Here is a 19,932-nt window from a genome sequence, read left to right as displayed (position 1 = left end):
TCACTCCGTCGGCGTCAGTTCCCGCTTGAGGATCTTGCCGGTGGCGGTCTTGGGCAGCCCGTCCCGCACGTTCACGGTGCGCGGGTACTTGTACGGCGCCACCTGGGACTTCACGTGCTGGATCAGCTCCTCCTCCGTGGCGTGCGCGCCGGGGGCGAGCACCACGTGCGCGGCGACCTCCTGGCCGAGCTCCGGGTGGGGCACCCCCACCACGGCGGCCTCCGCGACGGCCGGGTGCTCGTAGAGCACCTCCTCGATCTCGCGCGGGTACACGTTGAGCCCGCCGCGCAGGATCATGTCCTTCGTGCGGTCCACGATGTAGTAGTTGCCCGCCGCATCGCGCCGGGCGAGGTCGCCGGAGCGGAACCAGCCGTCCTCGGTGATGGCCTGGGCAGTGGCTTCCGGCTTGCCCCAGTAGCCCTTCATCACGTTCTCGCCGCGGATCCACACCTCGCCCAGGGTCTCCTCGTCGCCCTCGGGCACGACGGCCCCGTCCGGCGTCACCAGCTGCATCTCGCACCCTCGGACGGCGCGTCCGATCGAGCCCGGATGGTGCTCCTCGCCCGGGTGGTTGAAGCACGCCACCGGGGAGGTCTCGGACAGGCCGTAGCCCTCCAGGATCTCGCAGTCGAAGGTGGCCTCGAAGCGGCGCAGCAGCTCCACGGGCAGGGCGGATCCGCCGGAGACGCCCAGGCGCAGGCTGGCCAGGTCCTCCGGACGGTCCTTGGCCGCGGCCAGCACGGCCCCGTACATGGTGGGCACGCCGATGAACACGTCCACCGCGTGCTCGCGGACGGTCTGCGCGGCCACGGCGGGATCGAAGCGGGGGATCAACGCCAGGCTGGCGCCCATGGTCACGGGCGCCATGAGCGCGCACGTGAGGCCGAACACGTGGAACAGCGGCAGGCAGCCGAGCACGGTCTCCCCGTGCTGGAGCTGGATCAGCGTCTCCGCCGCGGTGTCCGCGTTGGTGCCCATGTTCCGGTGGGTCAGCTGGGCGCCCTTGGGGCGGCCGGTGGTGCCGGAGGTGTAGAGGATGACGGCGTCGTCCTCGAGGTCCCGCTCGACGGTCTCGGTCACCGGGCCGGGGCTCTCCGCGAGGTGCGGGGCGAGGCCGTCTTCGCCGAGGGTGCGCAGCGGCACACCGCGCTCGCGGGCGCCCTCCACGGCTTCCTCGGACGGCACCGACCACAGCATCGACGCGCCCGAGTCCTCCAGGTAGTACTCGATCTCGCGGCGCTTGAACAGCGGGTTCATCGGGACGACGACGGCGCCCAGCTGCAGGGCCGCGAAGAACACCACCGGGAACGCCGGGATGTTCGGCACCATGAGCGCCACGCGGTCCCCGGGGCCGATGCCCTCCTGCCGCATGAGCCCGGCCAGGCGCTGGGACTGGTCCTGCAGCTCCGCGTATGTCATGCGGTTCTCGCCGAGGATCAGGGCGGTGGAGTTCGGATGCTCGGCGGCGGTGCGCTCGAGGCGGGTGGGCAGGGTGAGGGTCACGACGGGCCTCCGAGGGGAGTCGGATGTGATGGGAACCACAGCGTAACGCCCGGCGGTGCTCGTTCGCTGTGAGCCGAGCGGGGTGTGTCGGCGGACCTCACGCCAGCGACATCACCGCGGTTCTGCCCGGCGGTGATGTCGCTGGCGCGCGGTCATCCACCGGCCCCGCCTGCGACGTCGATGTGTCGTCTCCACGGCTCAGGGGCGCAAGACTGGTCCCCGCACACCGCCGCCCGGACCGCCGGGCCAGACCGGAGGACAGACCATGACCGCACAGACCCCCGCCACCCCTGCCATCCCCGAGACGATGAAGGCCGTCGTCATGCGCGCGCCGGGCGACGTCGTCGTGGAGGAGGTGGACACCCCGCGCGTCGCTCAGCCCACGGACGTCGTCCTGAAGCTGGCCGCCGCGTGCGTGTGCGGCTCGGACCTGTGGCCCTACCGCGGTCACAACGACGTCGACCACCGGCGCATGGGCCACGAGTACGTCGGCACGATCGTGGAGAAGGGCGAGGACGTCGCCACCCTCGAGGTCGGCGACTTCGTGATCGGCTCCTTCATGCTCTCGGACAACACGTGCGAGATCTGCCAGGCCGGCTACCAGTCCCGATGCGTCAACGCCGGCGAGTACACGGGCAGCCAGGCGCAGTACATGCGCGTCGAGCTCGCCGACGGCTCCCTCGTGAAGGTGCCCGGGGGCGAGCCCTCGGACCCGGACCGCCTGGCCGACTACCTTGCCGCCTCGGATGTGCTCGGCACCGGCTGGTACGCCGCCGTCGCCGCGCAGGCCGGCCCCGGCAAGACCATCGCCGTGGTCGGCGACGGCGCCGTCGGCCTGTGTGCCGTCCTGGCCGCCAAGACCCTCGGCGCGGAGCAGGTCATCGTGTTCTCCCGCCATGAGGATCGGGCCGCGCTCGCCCGGGAGTTCGGCGCGGACGTCGTGATCGCCGAGCGCGGCGAGGAGGGCGCCGCCCAGGTGCGCGAGCTCACCGGCGGCTACGGCGCGCACGGGGTGTGCGAGGCCGTCGGCACGCAGGGCTCGATGGACCAGGCCCTAGCCTCGGTGCGCCCCGGCGGGTACCTCGGGTTCGTGGGCGTCTCCCACGACCAGACCCTCGACGGCTCCGACCTCTTCGGCCGGCAGATCCACCTCGAGGGCGGCCCCGCCCCCGTCCGCCGCTTCCTGCCCGAGCTGATCGAGCGCATCCAGTCCGGGGAGATCCAGCCCGGCCGCGTGTTCACCGCGCGCATGCCGCTCGACGACGCCGCCGAGGCGTATCGGGCCATGGACGAGCGCCGCGAGATCAAGGTGCTGCTGGAGGTCTGAGGCCCCTGCGGCGTGCGGAGGTGCCGAGAGGCTCCTCTGCCCCTCAGCCCTTCTTCACGGTGATCGTCCACTCCGCGGCGCCGCGCTTCACGAAGTCGGTGACCTCGTGGCCGTTCTCCGCGGCCCAGCGGGGCAGGGAGTCGGTGGCCTGGGTGCAGTCGAAGTCGATCACGAGCTCGTCCCCGGAGGGGATCTGCTGCATCGCCTGGTTGGCCTCCACGAGCGGGAAGGGGCAGACCTGGCCGTCGGTCTCGAGCAGGTGCTTCGCCATGATGTTCTCTCCTTGGTGTCGGTGGTCAGAGGTCGTGCGCGGGCGGGCCGGCTCAGCCGATCGGCGTGAGCTTCACGGGGCGGGCCGTCCCGGCGTTCGCCGCCGCGCCCTCGGCCGAGGCGAGGCCGGAGCCGGAGGCGGGGACCGGCGTCGTGCCCTTGCCGCGGTGGTTGAGGATGAAGAGCTTGGCCGCCAGGCCGGTGCCGAGCACCATGAACACGAGCGCGGTCCAGCCCTGGAAGCTGAAGGTCGCGGTGTTCACCATCGCGTTGCCGATGGTGCAGCCGCCGGCCCACGCCGCGCCCCAGCCCATGCCGAGGCCGCCGATGATCGAGCGGACGGTGGTCTGCGCGTCGGGTACGCGGACGCGGAACTCGCCGGAGGCCTTCGCGGCGATGAACGAGCCGATCAGCAGGCCCGTCACCATCAGCACGCCCCAGTCCACGAGCTCGAGTTCGCCCGTGCCGAGGAACGCGCCGATGTTCGCGGACGGGCCGGTAATGCCCAGGCCGGACTCACGGCCGGTCGCCCAGGAGAGCGGCCACGCGAGGATCGCCAGCACGCCGATGATCGCGGCGGTGACGAACGGGTGCCACGCCTTCTCGGTGAGCACGTGCGCGAGGCCGGTCTTGGCAGCGGGCAGGCGGAAGCGGGTCATGGCCGCCTCGCGACGCAGGTGATGACGCACGGCCAGGCCGACGCCGGCCACGAGCAGCGCCACGAACACCCACGGGGACAGTCCCGTGAGCTGCTGGAACGAGCCCGTCTGCGTCTCCACGGAGCGGACGGCCTCGGTGGTGCCGGCCAGCGGTCCCTTGCGGAACGCGGTGGCGCCCACGATGTAGAAGATCAGTGCGAACCACGAGCCCACGAGGCCCTCGCCCGCGCGGTAGTACGTGCCGGTGGCGCAGCCGCCCGCGAGCACGATCGAGAAGCCGAAGATCAGGCCGCCGATGATCGTGCCCAGCCACGGGAACGTCTCCGCCTCCAGGGTGATCACGCCCAGGGCGTCGAGGGCGAACACGCCCACCGACTGGACGGCCACGATCACCATGAACGCGGTGAGCCATCGGGTGGACCGGATAGTGAACAGGTCGCGGAAAGCGCCCGTGACGCAGAAGCGTCCGCGCTGGAACACGAAGCCCAGGACGAGGCCGAGGAGGAGTCCGGTGATGATCATGCCTGCCATGAGACAGGGTGCGGCCGGTCCCGCGCGCCGGGCAGGACGTGCGGGGTAACAGTCGCAGGGCTGTGCCGGAGACGACGCGCGGGGGCGCCGTGGGCGACGCTTGACCCTCCCCTTGGGGGAACGCCCACGCTGGGATCACCTGAGAGAAAGGTCGCCCCATGAGCCCCCCGATGACCGTCGGCGAGTTCGCCCTCGCCACCGGACTGAGCGCGAAGGCGCACGCGGCCGAGCTGCGACGCCGCCGCGACCTCGAGGACCGCGCGCTCGCGCTCGCGGTCGCCGGTGTCTACGCGGCCCCGGATCCTGACGACGACGGCGCCCCCGCCCGTCCCGGCCCCGTGGCGGAGCGCACGGTCGGGCCGACGCCGTGGGCCGGCGTCGTGCAGCGGGTGGCCCTGGACGAGGCCGGTGAGGAGGCGACCACCGAGCGCGCGAACGACGCCTTCGCGACGCTGTTCCAGGCGCTCGCGGAGGCGGGGTCGGCACCGGCCGGGCCGCCGTGGACGGCACTGCGTCCGGTGCCGGGCACCGCCGACGTCGTGGAGACCGTCCTGGCCGTCCCGCTGAGCGGCCCGGCTCCCACGGGCCTCAGGGTCGGCGGGCACGAGGTGGTGACCGGGGCGCTGCCGCGCCGCGTGGAGCGGTACGTGGACGTGCGGGCCGATGCGGGCGAGGTCGACCTGCTCGACGACGCCCCCGGCGGCGCGCTGCCCCATCCGGACCTGCTGGGACTGATGGACGCGTTCGACGTGGAGGATGCCGGCGCCGCGCCGGAGATCCGCCAGATCCTCGCGGACCCGGACGCCGGCCACGTCGAGCTGGCGATGACGGTGCGGGAGGAGGCGGGAGCGGGGCAGGGGTGAGCCGGCGCGGGGACGGCACGGCGTGTCTGGCCGGCCGACCCTGCCGGTCCCGCGCAGACCCCCCGGGGGCTCAGGGGTGCCCGAGGTGGCCCGAATGTGATGGAGTGCACGGATCCTGTCCACGACCTGGGAAGTGACCATGGAGCAGTTCGTCACCGCCGCCAACTCGATCATGTGGAGCCTGCCCATGGTCGTCGGGCTCCTCGCCCTGGGCCTGTACTTCACGATCCGCATGGCGGCTCCCCAGGTGCGGCTGCTCAAGGACATGGTGGGCCAGCTGGTCAGGGGAGGATCGTCGTCGGCGGGGATCAGCTCGTTCCAGGCGTTCGCCATGGCCCTGGGTGGGCGCATCGGCGTCGGCAACATCGCGGGCGTCGCGGCCGCGATCTACCTGGGCGGCCCGGGCGCGCTGTTCTGGATGTGGGTGACGGCGATCCTCGGCGCCCCCGTGGCGCTCGTGGAGAGCTCGCTCGCACAGCTCTACAAGCACAAGGTCCGCGGCGAGTACCGCGGCGGGCCCGCGTACTACATCCTCGAGGGGCTCGGCCGGAACTGGCGGTGGCTGGCGGTCGCCTACGCCGCGGCCACCGTGTTCGCCACGGTCTTCACCGGCCCGCAGATCCAGGCCAACGCCGTCACCGCCGCCACGACCGAGGCGTGGGGCTGGGACCCGCTGTGGGTGGGTCTCGGGATGGCCGTGCTGTTCTGCGTGATCGTGTTCGGCGGCATGCACCGCCTCGGCCGCACGGTGGGCCTCGTGGTCCCGTTCATGGCCGGCGCGTACATCCTGGTGGGGCTGCTCGTCGTCGGACTCATGTGGCAGCAGGTCCCCGCGATGTTCGGGCTGATCTTCTCCAGCGCGCTGGGCCTGGACTCGGTCTACGGCGGCATCCTCGGCGCCGCCGTCGCGTGGGGCGTGCGCCGTGCCGTGTACTCCACCGAGATCGGCACCGGTTCGGGCGCCCAGGCCTCGGCGGCCGCCCACGTCTCCCACCCTGTGAAGCAGGGCCTGGCCCAGGCGTTCTCCGCCTACGTGGACACCCTGTTCGTCTGCACCATGACCGGCCTGATGATCCTCGCCACGAACAGCTTCAACGTGCTGGGCCCGGACGGGGAGAGTCTGCTCGCGGAGCACGTGCCCGGCGTCGAGGAGGGCCCGGCGTGGGTCCAGATCGCCATCGACGAGGCACTGCCCGCCTTCGGCCCGTCCTTCGTGGCGATTGCCGTCTTCCTCTTCTCCTTCACCACCCTGCTCTCCTTCGCGTTCTACGCGGAGACGAATGTCGCCTACCTCATCCCGAACAAGACGGCGCAGCGCGCGGTCATCGCGATCGCCCGGCTGATGCTGGCCGGCTCCATGGTGTTCGGGTCCGTGCAGAGCTCGGCCCTCGTGTGGGCGTTCGCCGACTTCGGCGTCGGCCTCTACACGTGGGTGAACATCGTGGCACTCATCCTGCTGAGCCCCGTGGCCATCCGGCTGTTCAAGGACTACGACCGCCAGCGCCGTGCCGGCCAGGACCCCGTGCTGGATCCGGCGGCGATCGGCGTCCGGAACGCCCGCCTGTGGGAGCAGATCCACGCCGCCTACGAGCGCACCGGGGACGTGGACGAGGCCATGGACCACGTCGCGGACACCGCCCCGGACACCCGGGCCATCACCGTGGTCCCGCGCCGGGAGGGCTGAGGACCGACGACGGCGGCCCGGGGCGCCGGACGTCCGCGACGACGTCGGGCCACGGGCCAGGGCCGTCCGCGCGGCCTGAATCCCGGCAGGCTCACCCCATGGACCACAAGGAGATCCTCCATCAGGGGCTGCGCCGGCAGCGCGACGCCCTCTTCGCGAAGCTGGACGGCCTGCCCGAGCGGGAGGTCCGCCTGCCCCGCACCCCCACCGGCACCAACCTGCTGGGCCTGCTCAAGCACGCGGCCACGTGCGAGCTCGAGTACTTCGGCGAGGTCTTCGGCCGCCCCGCCGGCATCCCCCTGCCCTGGGACGCGCCGGGGGTGGGCGAGGAGAACGGCGCGGACCTGTTCGCCGCCGAGGACGAGACCCTCGAGGACGTCCTCGACTACGCGCGGCGATGCTTCGCGCACGCGGACGCGACCATCGAGGCCCTCGTCCTCGACGCGCGGGGGCGGGTCCCCTGGTGGCCCGCGCACCTGGCCGAGGTGACTCTGGCGCAGATCCTCTCCCACGTGGCCCTCGACGCGGCCCGCCATGCCGGCCACGCCGACATCCTGCGCGAGGGGATCGACGGGCAGGCCGGCCTGCGCGGCCCCGGGGACAACCTGCCCGGCTGGGACGCCGAGCGGTGGGCCGCGCACGTGCGGCGGCTCGAGGGGATCGCCCGGGGTGCGGGCCCGGTGCGCTAGCGTCCGCGGTGATGACTCCCCGCTCGCTCGCCGGTCTGGCCCTCACCGTCGCCGCCCTGATGTCCGCCTTCGTGCTGATGGCGCCGACGGCGCCGGGGCTGTTCGTCGGCGTGCTCACGGTGGGGACCTTCGGGTTCGGCCCGTTCTACGGGGAGCCCTCGCGGCAGCTCGTGGACCGGCCGTGGAGGCGGGACACGCGCTGGCGCGATCTCGCCCGCCGGGTCCGCACCGACTGGCTCTCCCGGCAGCTGGGCGCCGTCGGCTGGAACGCGGCCATCAGCCGCCGCATCACCGGCCGGGCCGACCTGCGGCGCATCCGCACCGCCGCCGTGGGCTCCCTCGTCAGCCACGCCGCCTCCGCGGGTCTGCACGCGGTGGCGGGCGTGGCGCTGGCGGCCGTCGGGCATCCGGTCTGGGGCGTGGTCGCGGTGGCCCTGGGGCTCGTGGTGCACGCCTGGCCAGCCCTGCTGCAGGTCTCCGTGCTCGGGCGCATCGACGGACTCCAGACGCAGATCCGCGGGGACCAGCTGCTCTGGTGACCGGCCGGCACCGGGCGGCCCGGCCGAGCACTTTGTGGGCCGAATCCGACGGATGAGCCCCTGAATCGGGCACGGGAGCGTCGCATTCGGCCCGCAAAGCGGTGGGGAGGGGGCAGCGGGGAGAGGGTGGCGAGGAGAGGGCGGCGGGGAGAGGGCGGCACCGCGCGCTCAGCCCTACGCTCGGACCCATGACCGAGCACACATCCGAGCACACCCCCGAGAACCCCCACGTCGTCCGCCGCGGCTCCGGCGTCCCGCTGATCGCGGTGCACGGCAACAGCGTGGACCACCGGCTGCTGCTGCCGCTCGACGACGCCCTCGCCGAGGCCGGGGAGGTCGAGCGGATCTACGTGGACCTGCCGGGCTTCGGCCGGACCTCGGCCCTCCAGGACGACGGCGGCCTCCCCGAGCTCGCCGCCTGGCTCGTGGACTGGATCCGCGCGGAGGTCGGCGAGCGGCCGTTCGCGGTGCTCGGCAACTCCCTCGGCGGCCTGCTCGCCCGGCACGTGGCGGCCGAGTTCGGCGCGCAGGTGTTGGGGCTGGGGCTGCTCGCGCCCGTCGTCGACCCGGACGAGGACCGGCGCACCCGCACCGACCTGGTGGTGCGCGAGCGCGACGACGCCTTCATGTCTACCCTCGACCCCGACGACGCCGCCCCGTTCCTCGAGATGTCCCCGCGGCTGACGCGGGACACGTGGGAGCGGTTCCGCGAGCACGCGCTGCCGGGCGTCCGCGCCGTGGACGAGGAGGCGCTGAAGCGCCTGTCCGCGCGCTACGTCCTGGACGCCGTGCCGGAGGAGGCCGCGCCGCCGTTCGAGGGGCCCGCCCTGATCCTCACCGGCCGGGAGGACCACCTCGTCGGCTACCGGGACCAGGCCGCGCTCCTGGAGCATTACCCGCGCGCCACCTACGCGGCGCTCGACGCCGCCGGCCACAACGTGCACCTGGACCAGCCGGAGGTCGCCGAGGCGCTCGTCCGCGCGTGGGCGGTGCAGGTGGGCCGCGCGGCGTCGGACTGAGGCGGGGTCAGGGGGAGGGACGGGCCTCCACCCGGGCCTCCGCCTCGGCGCCCGCCCCCACCCCGACGCTGGCCCGCGCCAGCAGGCCGTCGGCCACCCGCAGCAGGGCGGCGACCGCCACGAAGAACACGAGGATCGCCACCACGTAGACGGCGACGCCGTCGTAGCCCAGCCGCGGGACGTCCAGGATCGTGTACGGGTACCAGTCCAGCCACGGCCCGCGCAGCAGCGTGAACGCCAGCCAGGCGAGCGGGATGAGCGTGGACAACCACACCACCCGCCACGTGATCTGCCGCCGCGGCCCGAAGACCGCCCACAGCACCGGGGTGAGGATCGGCGTGACGATGTGCTGCAGGGTGTCGTTGAACCGCTCGACGGCGGTCATCGGGTCGGCGTCCCGCAGCAGCACGTTGAACACCACGCCCGTGATCACGATGCACACCACCCCCGTCACCCGCAGCACCCGGAACAGCGTGCCCGGCCGGTGCAGGCGCAGCGCCAGCAGCAGGGACGTCAGCCCCACCAGGAAGTTCGAGAGGAACGTGAAGTACGTGGGCTGGTTGAGCATGTGCTCCCAGCCGCCCTCGAGCACGCCCGCGTAGCCCGCGTCGGCCGGCAGGTCCGAGGACTTCCACGAGCCGATCCACAGTGAGAGCAGGTTGCCGCCCAGGGACAGGGCCGCGGCGACGGCGAAGGCAGGCCGCGCCGTCGTCGTCCAGCGGCCGGAGGGGGTGGGGAGGGTCATGCGCCCATCCTGCCGGAGCGCGACGCCGCCCCCGGTGCACGGGCCGAGCCGCTCGGGCCGGCGGGCGTGTCCCGGCCGGCGGTCCGGACCCTACGCTCGGCACCATGATCCGGACCCCCTGGACCCGCACCCCCGCCGGCGCGAGGCGCGCGCGCCGCCCCCGACAGTTCCGCCGCGTGACGACGACCGGGCCCGCCGCCGTGGACGTGGCCTGGGCCCGCTACGCCGACCTGCGCCTGTGGCCGCGGTGGGCTCCGCAGATCCGCGCCGTGGAGGCGCCACGGCGCCGGCTGCGGGCCGGGCTTCGCGGCGTGGTCCACGCGCCCCTGGGGCTGCGCGTCCCGTTCGTGGTCGAGGAGGTCGACGACGACGCCCGCACCTGGCGGTGGACGGTGCGGGTGGCCGGGACGGCGGTCTCCATGACGCACGACCTCACCGCCACCCCCCGCGGCACCCGGGCGGGGCTGACGGTCCACGGGCCCGCCGTCGTCGCCCTGGCCTACCGACTGCCGGCCCGCGTGGCGCTGCGGCGGCTGTGCCGGGCGCACCTCTGAGGGCGGACCGCCGGGCCGGGCCTGTGGCCAGGGGCCCCGCCCGCCTCACACCGCCGCGGCGTCGGTCCGCAGCTCGACGCGCGGCCAGTCGGCGAGGTCGGCGAGCATCTGCCGGTCGTGGGTCACCACGACGACGGCCTGCTCCGTGACCTGCAGGGCCTCGGTCATCTCGTCCACGAGCGCGGGGGAGAGGTGGTTCGTCGGCTCGTCCAGCAGCAGCACGTGGGGGCGCTCGATGAGCACCATCGCCAGGTGCAGACGGGCCTGCTGCCCCTGGGACAGGCGTCCGACCGGGGTGTCCGCGGCCTCGGCGGTGAGCAGCCCGAGCGAGGGCAGCGTGGGGGCCGGCAGGGGACGGCCCAGGTCGTCGACGCCGGCCTCGTCCGCGCCGACGCGGCGCACGTGCTCCTCGAACACGGCGGCGGCGGTGCGCTCCTCGTCCCACGCGGGGGTCTCCTGCGCCACGAGGCGCACGCGCACGTCGGCGCCCACGGTCACCAAGCCGCTCGTGGGCTCCAGGTCCCCGGCGAGCACGCGCAGCAGCGTGGACTTCCCGGCCCCGTTCGGGCCCGTCACCAGCACGCGGCCGCCCGGCACGAGGGCCGCGCCCATCGGCTGCTCGAGCCGCCCGGCCACGCGCACGGCGTCCGCGGTGAGCAGGACGTCGTCGCCCGCCGTGCCCGGCCCGCCCGCCGTGCCCGCCGCCGCGTCCGCGCCGTCCCGCGGGTCGCCGTCGGGCATGTCCGCGAACGGCCAGTCCAGGCGCAGGGGCGGCTCGGGCACGGTGATCCGGTGCGCCTCCAGCTCGTCGAAGCGCCGGTTGAACATCTGCACGATCCCCGCCGACCGGCTCGAGCGCTGGTGCTTGCCGGTGCCCTTCGGGGGCCGCCACGAGCCCTGCATCTGCTCCCGCGCGTCCTCCACGGCCAGCTCCAGCCGCTCGCGCTCGGCGTTCTGCTCGGCGTACTCCTGCTCCCAGGGGGCCCGGGCGCGGCGGCGCCCCTTCGCCCAGCCGGCGTACCCGCCGGAGTACCGCCGCGGCCGCCCGTCCTGGCTGGGATCCAGGTCCACGATGTCGGTGCACACGGCGCGCAGCAGGGCGCGGTCGTGGCTGACGACGGCGACCCCGCCCGGGTGCTCCACCAGCCGGCGGGTGAGGAAGTCCAGGGCGACGTCGTCCAGGTGGTTGGTCGGCTCGTCCAGCAGCAGCAGGTCCGGCCGGGAGCCGAGGGTGACGGCCAGGCGCACCCGGTGGCGCTGGCCGACCGAGAGCGATGTGAGGGGGCGCTCGCGGTCCGTGCACGCGTGCAGCCCCTCGAGGTCCATGTCCACGCGCCGGCCGGCGTCCCAGGCGTCGTAGAGGTGGGCCCGCTCCAGCGCGGTGGAGTACCGGTGTCCGGCGCCGGCGTCGTCGGGGGCCTCGGCCAGGGCGGCCGCGGCGGCGTCCAGGGCCTCGAGTGCGGCGTGCGGGCCCGTGAGGGCGTCGCGGACCAGGTCGCCCACCGTGCGGGAGCGCCCGTCGGCCCGCGCCCGCAGCGCCTGCGGGACGAACGCGAGCGTGCCCGCCCGCGTCACGCGGCCGACGTCGGGCGTGATCCGGCCCGTGAGCACGTGGAGCAGCGTGGTCTTGCCGCGCCCGTTCTCACCCACGATCCCGAGCCGCGAGCCGGCGTTGATCCGCACCGTGGCGTCCGTGAGCACGCGGTGCCCGCCGAGCGAGACGGTCAGGTGCTCGCCGCGCAGGTGGGCGGCGGGCCCGGCGGGCAGGGCGGGGGAGGGAGGGCCGGAGGTCATGTCCGCCAGTCTAGGGAGGGGGCGCGCTGCCGCGTCCGGGGTCGGGACTACGCTCGGGGCCATGTCCGCCGCCCCGCCGCCGCCCGCCTTCGGCACCGTCCTGCACCACCGCGCCCACGGGATGGCCCCGGGGGAGTCCATCTCCCCGCCGCTGGTCCACGCGAGCGCGTTCCACCTGCCCGGCGCGGACCCGGACGGCGCCCCCACCGCCCCCGGCGCGGACGTGCCTTTCCAGTACGCGCGCTGGGCCACGCCCACCTGGTCCGCGCTCGAGGCCGCCCTGGGCGCGCTGGAGGACGCCGACGTCGCCGTGGTCCCCTCCGGCATGGCCGCGATCGCCGCCGTCCTGCTGCCCCTGCTGCACCCGGGGGACCGCGCCCTGCTGCCCTCGGACGGCTATGGCGCCACCCGCGCCCTCGCCGCCGAGCACCTCGTGCCCGCCGGCGTCCACGTGGACTTCGTGTCCACGCCGGGCCTCGCGGACGCCGACCTCTCCGCCCACGACCTCGTGTTCGTCGAGACCCCCTCCAACCCCGGGCTGCGCGTCGCGGATCTGGCCGACGTCGCCGCCCGCGCCCACGCGAACGGGCGGCGGGACGGGAAGGGGGCGCTCGTCGTCGTGGACAACACCTCCCTGACCCCGCTGGGGCAGCGGCCGCTGGGCCTGGGGGCGGACGTCGTCGTCGCCTCGGACACGAAGGCCCTCAACGGGCACACCGACGCCCTCGGCGGGCACGTCGCGTCCCGCGACCCCGAGCTGATGGCGCGCGTGCGCGGCTGGCGCACCCTGGCCGGCGGGATCCTCGGCACCCATGAGGCCTGGCTGATCCACCGCGGCCTGGAGACCCTCGAGGTCCGCTTCGCCCGCATGTGCGCGTCGGCGCTCGCGGTCGCCGAGCTCGCGGCCGGGCACCCGGCCGTGCGCGCGGTGGCCTACCCGGGGCTGCCGGACCACCCGGACGCGGCGATCGTCGCGCGCCAGATGACGGCAGCCGGCGGCGTCGTCGGGCTGGAGTTCGCGGACGCGGCCGCGGCGGAGCGGTTCATCGGGGCGGCCGCGTACGTGGTGGCGCAGACGAGCTTCGGCGGCACCCACACCGCGGCGGAGCGCCGCGCCCGCTGGGGCGACGACGTCCCGGCCGGCTTCGTGCGTCTGTCCGTGGGCGTCGAGCCGACGGCGGAGCTGCTCGCCGATCTCACCCGGGCGCTGGACGCGGCGGCCGGGCCCGCCTGAGCCCGGCCCTGCCCGCCTGAGCCCGGCCCGGCTACGCTCGCGAATCAGTCCCCGCCGCCCCGTCCCAGGAGGCCCCGCCCCATGCAGCTCGACCTGATCGTGGAGAACGCCCGCCTCATCACCGGCGACCCCGCCCGCCCGTCGGCCTCGCGGCTGGGGGTGTGGCGGGGCGTCGTCGTCGGGGTGGACGAGGAGCTGGACGGCCTCGCAGCGCGCGAACGCCTCGACGCGCGGGGGCGCACCGTCCTCGCCGGGTTCAACGACGCCCACGCGCACAGCGTCTGGTTCGGCCAGTCCCGACTGGACGTGGACCTCGAGGGCGCGCGCACCGCGGAGGAGGTCCACCGCCGGGTCCGCGCCCGCGCCGCCGAGCTCGACCCCGGCGCCTGGGTGACGTGCACCGGCTTCGACCCCGGCCACCTCACCGGACCCCAGCCGGACCGCGACAGCCTCGATGCCGCCGCCTCCGGGCGCCCCGTGCTCATCCGCCACAACACGGGCCACGCCGTCACGGTGTCCGGGGCGGTGCTGGTCCTGGCCGGCGTGGGGGAGCAGGTGCTGCAGCAGCCCGAGGGCGGGCGGATCCTCACGGATGCCGCCGGCCGGCCCACCGGCCTGTTGGAGGAGACCGCCATGAGCCTGGTGACCCGGCTGCTGCAGCCGGAGTCCCACGAGCACATCGGCGCGTGCCTGGCGCGGGCCTCGCAGGAGTACGCGGCCGAGGGCATCACCTCGGTGACGGATGCGGGGGTGGCCGGCGGGTGGATCGGGCACAGCACGCTCGAGTTCGGCGCGTATCAGCGCGCCCGGGACGCGGGGCTGCTGCGCACCCGCTTCCAGACGATGGTCACCCTGGACGCGCTGCACCCGGTGGACGGCCATCCCGACGACGGCACGCACCTCACCCTCGACGCCGGCGTGCGCACGGGCGTGGGCGACGAGTGGCTGCAGATCGGGCCGGCGAAGGTGTTCACGGACGGGTCGATGCTCGGACAGACCGCCGCGATGACCGAGGACTACTGCGGCCACGGCCACGGCCGCGGCTACCTACAGCAGGACGCGGGGGAGATGCGCCGAGCGTGCCTCGGTGCGGCGGCCGCCGGCTGGGCCCTGGCCCTGCACGCGATCGGCGACGCCGCCCTCGACTTCGCCCTCGACGTGATCGCCGAGGCGCGGGGCCGGTTCGGGCGGCCCGTGATGCCGCACCGCGTGGAGCACGGCGGGGTGGTCCGCGACGATCAGGTGGCCCGCATGGCCGAGCTGGAGGTCGTGATGGCCACCCAGCCGAACTTCATCAGCGCGTTCGGCGGGTCGGTGCGGGAGCGGATCGGGCCGGAGCGAGCCGCGCTCTCGTACCCGGCCGGGCGGCTGCTGCGCGCGGGCCTGGTGCTGCCCGGCAGCTCGGACCGGCCCGTGGCCGGCGGCCGCCCGCTGGAGGTCATCCAGGACTTCGTGCTGCGCCGCACCGAGACCGGCGAGCAGTACGGCCCGGACGCGGAGCGGCTCACGGTGGCCGAAGCCCTGCACGCCTATACGGTCGGCTCCGCGGAGGCGACCGGCTGGGGCGGCCGCAAGGGACGGCTCGTCGCGGGCCAGCTCGCGGACTTCACGGTGCTCAGCGAGGACCCGCGCGCGGTGCCGAGCGATCAGATCGCGGCGATCGACGTCGTCGCCACCGCCGTGGGCGGGGAGTTCGTGCACGGCGGGCTGTGACGCCCGGCCCCGGCACCGGCACCCCGCGACACCCGGCACCCCGCGACGAGCCCTGCGATTTGGCCCCTGAACCCGCCGGTTAGGGGCCAAATCGCAGGGCTCATCGTCCGGGGGAGCGGGCGGGGCGCGTCCGGTGACCCGGGGATCAGCCGTGGCGCCGCCGGGGGGCTGCTCCCTACGCTCGGAGGACGGCGCGCAGACCGCGCGTCGCCCCGAGACCGTGAGGAGCACCCCGTGGCGCACGACGACGCGAACACCACCACCACCGACCAGCTCACCCTGCAGGACCCCACGAAGCGCTACCCCGTGATCAGCCCGCCGGAGGAGACGCTGCCCGGCACCGGCCTGGACGCGGAGATGACGCCGAAGGCCGACCTGGGTGAGAAGTCCTACCGCGGCACCGGCCGTCTCGAGGGCCGCAAGGCACTCATCACCGGCGGCGACTCCGGCATCGGCGCGGCCACCGCGATCGCGTTCGCGCGCGAGGGCGCCGACGTCGTGATCACCTACCTGCCCGAGGAGGAGAAGGACGCCCAGCACGTCCTCGGGGTCCTGCAGGCGGAGGGGCGCACCGCCGCCGGGATCCCCGGCGACCTCCGCGACAAGACGTTCTGCGCCGACCTCGTGGCCCAGGCGGTCGAGAAGCTCGGCGGGCTGGACGTGCTGGTGAACAACGCCGGCAAGCAGGTGGCGCAGGACTCGATCGAGGACATCGACGACGAGCAGCTCGAGGCCACCTTCGACGTCAACATCCTGGCCCAGTTCCGCCTGGTCAAGGCCGCCCTGCCGCACCTGAAGCCGGGTTCCACGATCATCAACACCACGTCCGTGGTGACCTACATGGCCCCGCCGCAGCTCGTGGACTACGCCTCCACCAAGGCCGCCATCAACACCTTCACGAAGGCCCTGGGCCAGCAGCTGGCCCCGAAGGGCATCCGCGTGAACGCCGTGGCGCCCGGGCCGATCTGGACCCCGCTGCAGCCCTCCGGCGGCCAGAAGTCGGAGGACCTGCCGGAGTTCGGCCAGTCCACTCCGCTGGGCCGCGCCGGGCAGCCCACCGAGCTGGCCCCGGCGTACGTGTTCCTGGCCTCGCCGGAGTCCTCCTATGTGGTGGGCGCGACCATCCCGGTGACCGGCGGCATGCCCACCCCGTGACCGGAGCCGGGCGTTCCTGTCCCTGGGCGGTCACACCACCAGGGACAGGAACGCGCCGAGCGCGAAGCCGACCACGGTGAGCAGCCCGGCCTTCTCCCCGCCCTTCTCGCGAGCCTCGGGGATCATCGTGTCGATCAGCATGACCAGCAGGGCGCCGGCCGCGAAGCCCTGGATGCCGCCGGTCAGGGCAGGGGAGGCGACGTCGGCGATCAGCCCGCCGCCCCACGTCGCCAGGGCGCAGACCACCGCCACGAGCGACCACTGGATCAGCAGGTGGCGGCGCGTCTTGCCGCCGTCGAGGGAGTCGGCCGTGGCGGCGATGGACTCGGGCAGGTTGGACATGAAGATCGCCACGAGCAGCGCGAGGGACACGCCCTCGCCCGCGACCAGCCCGATGCCCAGCACGAGCTGTTCCGGGATGCCGTCCAGCAGCGCGCCCACGGTCAGCGCCGCACCCGAGGACGAGCCCCCGGACCTCGCGGCGGAGCGCTCCACCGCACGGTCGCCGAGGAAGTAGGCGGCCGCGCCGAGCGTCAACCCGATGCCGACGGCGGCAGGTCCGGCCGCCTGCACGCCCGCCTCCGCGAGCTCGAAGGACACGGACGCGATCAGGGCGCCGGCGCCGAAGGCGAGCACGAGTCCGATCGTGCCCATGTGCCAGCGGCGCAGGGTCGCCAGGACGGCGCCCACGAGCAGGGAGGACGCGGCGACCGCGCCCCACATCAGGGTCATCACGGCAGCCAGGCTACGCGCTGACCGGGGGCGACGCCGGGCCGCCGCCTCAGCTCACCGCACGACCTCGTCCGCCTCGCCCGTGAGCCCGAGCTTCTCGGCCACGTAGTCCACGTCCTTGTCTCCGCGGCCGGAGAGGTTGACCAGGATCCGCGCGTCCCGGCCCATCTGCGGGGCGAGGCGGATCGCGTGCGCCACGGCGTGCGCGGACTCGAGCGCGGGGATGACGCCCTCGAGCCGCGTGAGCCGCTGGAACGCGTCGAGCACGGCCGCGTCGTCCTCGGCCACGTACCGGACGCGGCCGACGCTCGCGAAGTGGGCGTGCTGTGGACCGACGCCCGGGTAGTCCAGGCCCGAGGCGATCGAGTGCACGGGATCCGGGGTGCCGTCGTCGTCGGCGAGGACGAGGGTGGCCATGCCGTGGAGGACGCCGTCGCGGCCCTGGGTCATGGTCATCGCGTGCTCGCCCTTGGTCGCGGAGCGGCCGCCGGGCTCGACGCCCACGAGCGCGACGTCGGCGTCGTCGAGGAACGCGGTGAACGCGCCGATCGCGTTGGAGCCGCCGCCCACCGCGGCGACGACGGCGCTCGGCAGCGCCCCGAACCGCTCCTGGAACTGGGCGCGGGCCTCGCGGCCGACCACGGACTGGAAGTCGCGGATCATCGTGGGGAACGGGTGCGGTCCCACCACGGAGCCGATCGCGAACAGGTACTTCTCCGGGTCCGCCGCGTACACCTCGAACGCCGAGTCCACGGCCTCCTTCAGGGAGCGGCCCTCGCGCTCCACCGAGACCACCTTCGTGCCGAGCAGGCGCATGCGCACCACGTTGGGGTGCTGCTTGGCCACGTCGATCGCACCCATGTGGATCTCGCAGTCGAGGCCGACCATCGCGGCCGCCGTCGCCAGGGCCACGCCGTGCTGGCCGGCGCCGGTCTCCGCGATCAGGCTGCGCTTGCCCATGCGCTTGGCGAGCAGCGCCTCGCCGATCGTGTGGTTGATCTTGTGGGCGCCCGTGTGGTTCAGGTCCTCGCGCTTGAGCACGATCCGTGCGCCGCCGAGCTCGTCGGAGAGGCGGTCCAGCGGGGTCAGGGGGGAGGGGCGCCCGACGGCGTCGCGCAGCAGGCGTCGGTATTCGGCGTAGAACTCGGGGTCCTGGCGCGCCTCGGCGTACGCGCGGGCGACCTCGGCCATGGGGCCGGCCAGCTGCGGGGGCAGGTGGGCGCCGCCATACTGGCCGAACATGCCGTCCGCGGAGACGTCCAGGTCCGGGGTGGTGACGAGGTCGCAGGCCTCGGCGAGGGTGCGGGGCTCGGGGGCGCCTCTCAGGGCGTTGTCCTCGGGGTTGCGGTGGGTCATCGGGGGTCCTCCTGGGATGGGGCCCGCCGGAGCCGCTCATGACGGAGCCGCCCGGCAGGCGAGCGGCTCGTCGTGTCAGATGCGCATGACCGGGGCCGCCCTCAGGCGGTCCACCACTGCTGCGCGTGCATCTGCATGGGGCCAGCGTACTGCACGTCGGGGCAGGCGTGAGTCTCACCATGTGGCTACACATCTCATAATGTGGACGCGGCTCCCCATCTCAGTGAATCGCGATTCACCCTGGATCCATGACCGTCACCACCGTCGACACCCAGTCCCTGACCGCCGAGGCCGCCGCTGTGCTGGCCGCGATGCCCGGTGTGTCCTACGAGACGTTCCTCGCCGAGGCCCCAAGCCTGCCGGGTGTGGTCGCCGTCGTCGCCGACGACGCGGCCCGTGCCGCCCTCGGCCTGCCCGCGCAGCACACCGGCCTGCTCGCCGTGACGGCGGCGCCGCACGGCCTGCGCGACCGCGACGTCCGCGTCGCCTTCCAGTCCGGCCGCACCGGCGCCTCCCCGCTGCGCCAGGGCCTGGCCGCGCTGCTCAGGGACGTGCTCGCCCTGGACGTGGAGCGCACCAGCCCGGGTGCGGCGGGGGAGGGTTTCGCCCTGACTCCGGAGTCCGAGGAGACGCTCACGGCGTGGATGCGGGAGCACCTGACGCTGCGCGCCTGGGTCGCCCAGGACGCCTCCGCCCTCGAGGGGGTCGCCCGAGAGGTGGCCGCCGATCTCGCCCCGGCCCTGCAGCCGGGCGCCCTGGCGGCCCCCGTGGCGCAGCGGGTCGCGGCCATGAGGGCCTCCGCCCGCCGTTCCGCCACGCTCTGAGCCGGCCGGGCGCCGGAGGCGACGCCCTCGTCCGTGGCGCTCGGTCTCGTCGCGCCGGGAGATCACCCCGAGTCCGCTGACAGGATGGGTGCATGAAGCACGAGATCGTCCTCACCCGCGGGGACCTCACCCTGCGCCCCCTTGCCCCCGACGACGGCCCCGCCCTGCGCGAGCTCGTCGACGCGGCTATGTGGGCGGGGAACAGCGCGCCCCTGCCGGTGGACGGCGCGGCCATGTCCGCGCACCTCGCCGAGCTGATCGAGCGGGAGGGCACCTTCGCCTTCGCCGTCGAGCAGGGCGGGGAGCTGGTGGGGCGCACGAGCCTCTATGACCTGGTGCCCGGGCTGCGGGTGGAGGTGGGGCACACGGTCTACGCCCGTCGGGTGTGGGGCACCTCCGTGAACCCCGGCTGCAAGCTGCTGCTGTTCGGGCACGCGTTCGAGGAATGGGCACTGGAGCGGGTGGCCCTGCGCTGCGACCACCGCAACGCCCGTTCACACGCCGCCATCGCCCGCCTGGGGGCGACGTTCGAGGGCACTCTGCGCCGCTTCCGCCCGGCGGCAGACGGGACGATCGCCGACGTCGACTACTTCAGCGTGGTGCGCGAGGAATGGCCCGCGGTGCGCGCCGGGCTCGAGGCGCGCCTGGCCGCCTAGATGTAGGAGGGCATGACGTTGTTGACTCGGGTCGGTGCCAGTGAGGCCGGAGGAGCGTCTCCGCAGGAGGTATGAGGCCGATGGT

At 74.4% G+C, this 19,932-nt stretch carries 19 protein-coding genes; 12 read left to right on the top strand and 7 right to left on the bottom strand.

The window, feature by feature from the left end; genetic code table 11:
• A complete protein-coding gene (locus AUV08_RS02730; protein ID WP_061873086.1) occupies positions 1-1,503 on the bottom strand; it encodes a long-chain fatty acid--CoA ligase in 1,503 nt (500 codons plus the stop codon).
• A gap of 265 nt (positions 1,504-1,768) precedes the next feature.
• Between AUV08_RS02730 and AUV08_RS02725 the strand changes: the two genes are divergently transcribed.
• The gene (locus tag AUV08_RS02725; RefSeq protein WP_061867707.1) at positions 1,769-2,830 is read left to right on the top strand and encodes a zinc-binding dehydrogenase; all 1,062 of its coding nucleotides are present in this window, start codon (positions 1,769-1,771) and stop codon (positions 2,828-2,830) included.
• A gap of 43 nt (positions 2,831-2,873) precedes the next feature.
• On the opposite strand, the gene AUV08_RS02720 is transcribed toward AUV08_RS02725, so the two are convergent.
• Both AUV08_RS02720 and AUV08_RS02715 read right to left on the bottom strand, forming a co-directional pair.
• The gene (locus AUV08_RS02720; protein ID WP_002855519.1) at positions 2,874-3,101 is read right to left on the bottom strand and encodes a sulfurtransferase TusA family protein; all 228 of its coding nucleotides are present in this window, start codon (positions 3,099-3,101) and stop codon (positions 2,874-2,876) included.
• Between the two features lie 52 nt (positions 3,102-3,153).
• Positions 3,154-4,281, bottom strand: coding sequence for a YeeE/YedE family protein (locus AUV08_RS02715; protein ID WP_061867708.1), 1,128 nt, complete (start codon positions 4,279-4,281; stop codon positions 3,154-3,156).
• Between the two features lie 167 nt (positions 4,282-4,448).
• Here AUV08_RS02715 and AUV08_RS02710 point away from each other — a divergent pair, with 167 nt between their 5' ends.
• The 5 genes from AUV08_RS02710 (at position 4,449) to AUV08_RS02690 (ending at position 9,084) form a co-directional block, all read left to right on the top strand.
• Positions 4,449-5,153: a hypothetical protein gene (locus AUV08_RS02710; protein WP_043281415.1), complete on the top strand. Its 705-nt coding sequence runs from the start codon at positions 4,449-4,451 to the stop codon at positions 5,151-5,153.
• A gap of 139 nt (positions 5,154-5,292) precedes the next feature.
• Positions 5,293-6,837 carry a sodium:alanine symporter family protein gene (locus AUV08_RS02705; protein ID WP_061867716.1) on the top strand — a complete coding sequence of 515 codons (1,545 nt, stop codon included), beginning with the start codon at positions 5,293-5,295 and terminating at the stop codon, positions 6,835-6,837.
• Positions 6,838-6,935: 98 nt separating this feature from the next.
• On the top strand, positions 6,936-7,526 hold the full coding sequence (locus AUV08_RS02700; RefSeq protein WP_044659356.1) for a DinB family protein: 591 nt from the start codon (positions 6,936-6,938) through the stop codon (positions 7,524-7,526).
• 11 nt (positions 7,527-7,537) lie between these two features.
• A complete protein-coding gene (locus AUV08_RS02695; RefSeq protein ID WP_036315583.1) occupies positions 7,538-8,065 on the top strand; it encodes a hypothetical protein in 528 nt (175 codons plus the stop codon).
• 188 nt (positions 8,066-8,253) lie between these two features.
• Complete coding sequence (locus tag AUV08_RS02690) at positions 8,254-9,084, top strand: alpha/beta fold hydrolase (protein ID WP_020627045.1); 831 nt, start codon at positions 8,254-8,256, stop codon at positions 9,082-9,084.
• A gap of 7 nt (positions 9,085-9,091) precedes the next feature.
• Here the strand turns inward: AUV08_RS02690 and AUV08_RS02685 are convergent, their stop codons facing one another.
• Positions 9,092-9,829: a Pr6Pr family membrane protein gene (locus tag AUV08_RS02685; protein WP_061867709.1), complete on the bottom strand. Its 738-nt coding sequence runs from the start codon at positions 9,827-9,829 to the stop codon at positions 9,092-9,094.
• 104 nt (positions 9,830-9,933) lie between these two features.
• Here AUV08_RS02685 and AUV08_RS02680 point away from each other — a divergent pair, with 104 nt between their 5' ends.
• A complete protein-coding gene (locus tag AUV08_RS02680) occupies positions 9,934-10,383 on the top strand; it encodes an SRPBCC family protein (protein WP_020627043.1) in 450 nt (149 codons plus the stop codon).
• Between the two features lie 45 nt (positions 10,384-10,428).
• Here the strand turns inward: AUV08_RS02680 and AUV08_RS02675 are convergent, their stop codons facing one another.
• Entirely contained in the window at positions 10,429-12,177 is a 1,749-nt protein-coding gene (locus AUV08_RS02675) for an ABC-F family ATP-binding cassette domain-containing protein (protein WP_061867710.1), read from the bottom strand.
• Between the two features lie 61 nt (positions 12,178-12,238).
• Between AUV08_RS02675 and AUV08_RS02670 the strand changes: the two genes are divergently transcribed.
• The 3 genes from AUV08_RS02670 (at position 12,239) to AUV08_RS02660 (ending at position 16,279) form a co-directional block, all read left to right on the top strand.
• The gene (locus AUV08_RS02670; protein WP_061867711.1) at positions 12,239-13,411 is read left to right on the top strand and encodes a cystathionine gamma-lyase; all 1,173 of its coding nucleotides are present in this window, start codon (positions 12,239-12,241) and stop codon (positions 13,409-13,411) included.
• Positions 13,412-13,492: 81 nt separating this feature from the next.
• Complete coding sequence (locus AUV08_RS02665) at positions 13,493-15,124, top strand: amidohydrolase (protein WP_061873085.1); 1,632 nt, start codon at positions 13,493-13,495, stop codon at positions 15,122-15,124.
• 234 nt (positions 15,125-15,358) lie between these two features.
• Positions 15,359-16,279 (top strand): SDR family oxidoreductase, encoded by a 921-nt coding sequence (locus tag AUV08_RS02660; protein WP_036382428.1) that lies wholly within the window; start codon positions 15,359-15,361, stop codon positions 16,277-16,279.
• A 30-nt stretch (positions 16,280-16,309) separates the two neighbouring features.
• Here AUV08_RS02660 and AUV08_RS02655 read toward each other — a convergent pair whose 3' ends face one another.
• Complete coding sequence (locus AUV08_RS02655) at positions 16,310-17,011, bottom strand: ZIP family metal transporter (protein WP_036337122.1); 702 nt, start codon at positions 17,009-17,011, stop codon at positions 16,310-16,312.
• Between the two features lie 54 nt (positions 17,012-17,065).
• The gene (trpB, locus tag AUV08_RS02650; RefSeq protein WP_197458574.1) at positions 17,066-18,367 is read right to left on the bottom strand and encodes a tryptophan synthase subunit beta; all 1,302 of its coding nucleotides are present in this window, start codon (positions 18,365-18,367) and stop codon (positions 17,066-17,068) included.
• Positions 18,368-18,615: 248 nt separating this feature from the next.
• On the opposite strand from trpB, the gene AUV08_RS02645 reads away from it, so the two are divergent.
• Both AUV08_RS02645 and AUV08_RS02640 read left to right on the top strand, forming a co-directional pair.
• Positions 18,616-19,191: a hypothetical protein gene (locus AUV08_RS02645; RefSeq protein ID WP_061867713.1), complete on the top strand. Its 576-nt coding sequence runs from the start codon at positions 18,616-18,618 to the stop codon at positions 19,189-19,191.
• Positions 19,192-19,283: 92 nt separating this feature from the next.
• On the top strand, positions 19,284-19,847 hold the full coding sequence (locus tag AUV08_RS02640; RefSeq protein ID WP_036315598.1) for a GNAT family N-acetyltransferase: 564 nt from the start codon (positions 19,284-19,286) through the stop codon (positions 19,845-19,847).
• The last annotated feature ends 85 nt before the right edge of the window (positions 19,848-19,932 follow it).

It is taken from the genome of Micrococcus sp. CH7 (assembly GCF_001595485.1).
Lineage (GTDB): Bacteria > Actinomycetota > Actinomycetes > Actinomycetales > Micrococcaceae > Micrococcus > Micrococcus luteus.
This window is presented reverse-complemented; position numbering and strand designations above follow the sequence as displayed.

Bases quoted from the DNA above. Each gene is read 5' to 3' on its own strand.
- AUV08_RS02700 (WP_044659356.1), top strand. From the start codon at position 6,936: ATGGACCACAAGGAGATCCTCCATCAGGGGCTGCGCCGGCAGCGCGAC.
- AUV08_RS02640 (WP_036315598.1), top strand. From the start codon at position 19,284: ATGAAGCACGAGATCGTCCTCACCCGCGGGGACCTCACCCTGCGCCCC.
- AUV08_RS02655 (WP_036337122.1), bottom strand. From the start codon at position 17,011: ATGACCCTGATGTGGGGCGCGGTCGCCGCGTCCTCCCTGCTCGTGGGC.
- AUV08_RS02670 (WP_061867711.1), top strand. From the start codon at position 12,239: ATGTCCGCCGCCCCGCCGCCGCCCGCCTTCGGCACCGTCCTGCACCAC.
- AUV08_RS02715 (WP_061867708.1), bottom strand. From the start codon at position 4,281: ATGATCATCACCGGACTCCTCCTCGGCCTCGTCCTGGGCTTCGTGTTC.
- AUV08_RS02645 (WP_061867713.1), top strand. From the start codon at position 18,616: ATGACCGTCACCACCGTCGACACCCAGTCCCTGACCGCCGAGGCCGCC.
- AUV08_RS02690 (WP_020627045.1), top strand. From the start codon at position 8,254: ATGACCGAGCACACATCCGAGCACACCCCCGAGAACCCCCACGTCGTC.
- AUV08_RS02675 (WP_061867710.1), bottom strand. From the start codon at position 12,177: ATGACCTCCGGCCCTCCCTCCCCCGCCCTGCCCGCCGGGCCCGCCGCC.
- AUV08_RS02720 (WP_002855519.1), bottom strand. From the start codon at position 3,101: ATGGCGAAGCACCTGCTCGAGACCGACGGCCAGGTCTGCCCCTTCCCG.
- AUV08_RS02665 (WP_061873085.1), top strand. From the start codon at position 13,493: ATGCAGCTCGACCTGATCGTGGAGAACGCCCGCCTCATCACCGGCGAC.
- AUV08_RS02705 (WP_061867716.1), top strand. From the start codon at position 5,293: ATGGAGCAGTTCGTCACCGCCGCCAACTCGATCATGTGGAGCCTGCCC.
- trpB (WP_197458574.1), bottom strand. From the start codon at position 18,367: ATGACCCACCGCAACCCCGAGGACAACGCCCTGAGAGGCGCCCCCGAG.
- AUV08_RS02710 (WP_043281415.1), top strand. From the start codon at position 4,449: ATGAGCCCCCCGATGACCGTCGGCGAGTTCGCCCTCGCCACCGGACTG.
- AUV08_RS02685 (WP_061867709.1), bottom strand. From the start codon at position 9,829: ATGACCCTCCCCACCCCCTCCGGCCGCTGGACGACGACGGCGCGGCCT.
- AUV08_RS02725 (WP_061867707.1), top strand. From the start codon at position 1,769: ATGACCGCACAGACCCCCGCCACCCCTGCCATCCCCGAGACGATGAAG.
- AUV08_RS02680 (WP_020627043.1), top strand. From the start codon at position 9,934: ATGATCCGGACCCCCTGGACCCGCACCCCCGCCGGCGCGAGGCGCGCG.
- AUV08_RS02695 (WP_036315583.1), top strand. From the start codon at position 7,538: ATGACTCCCCGCTCGCTCGCCGGTCTGGCCCTCACCGTCGCCGCCCTG.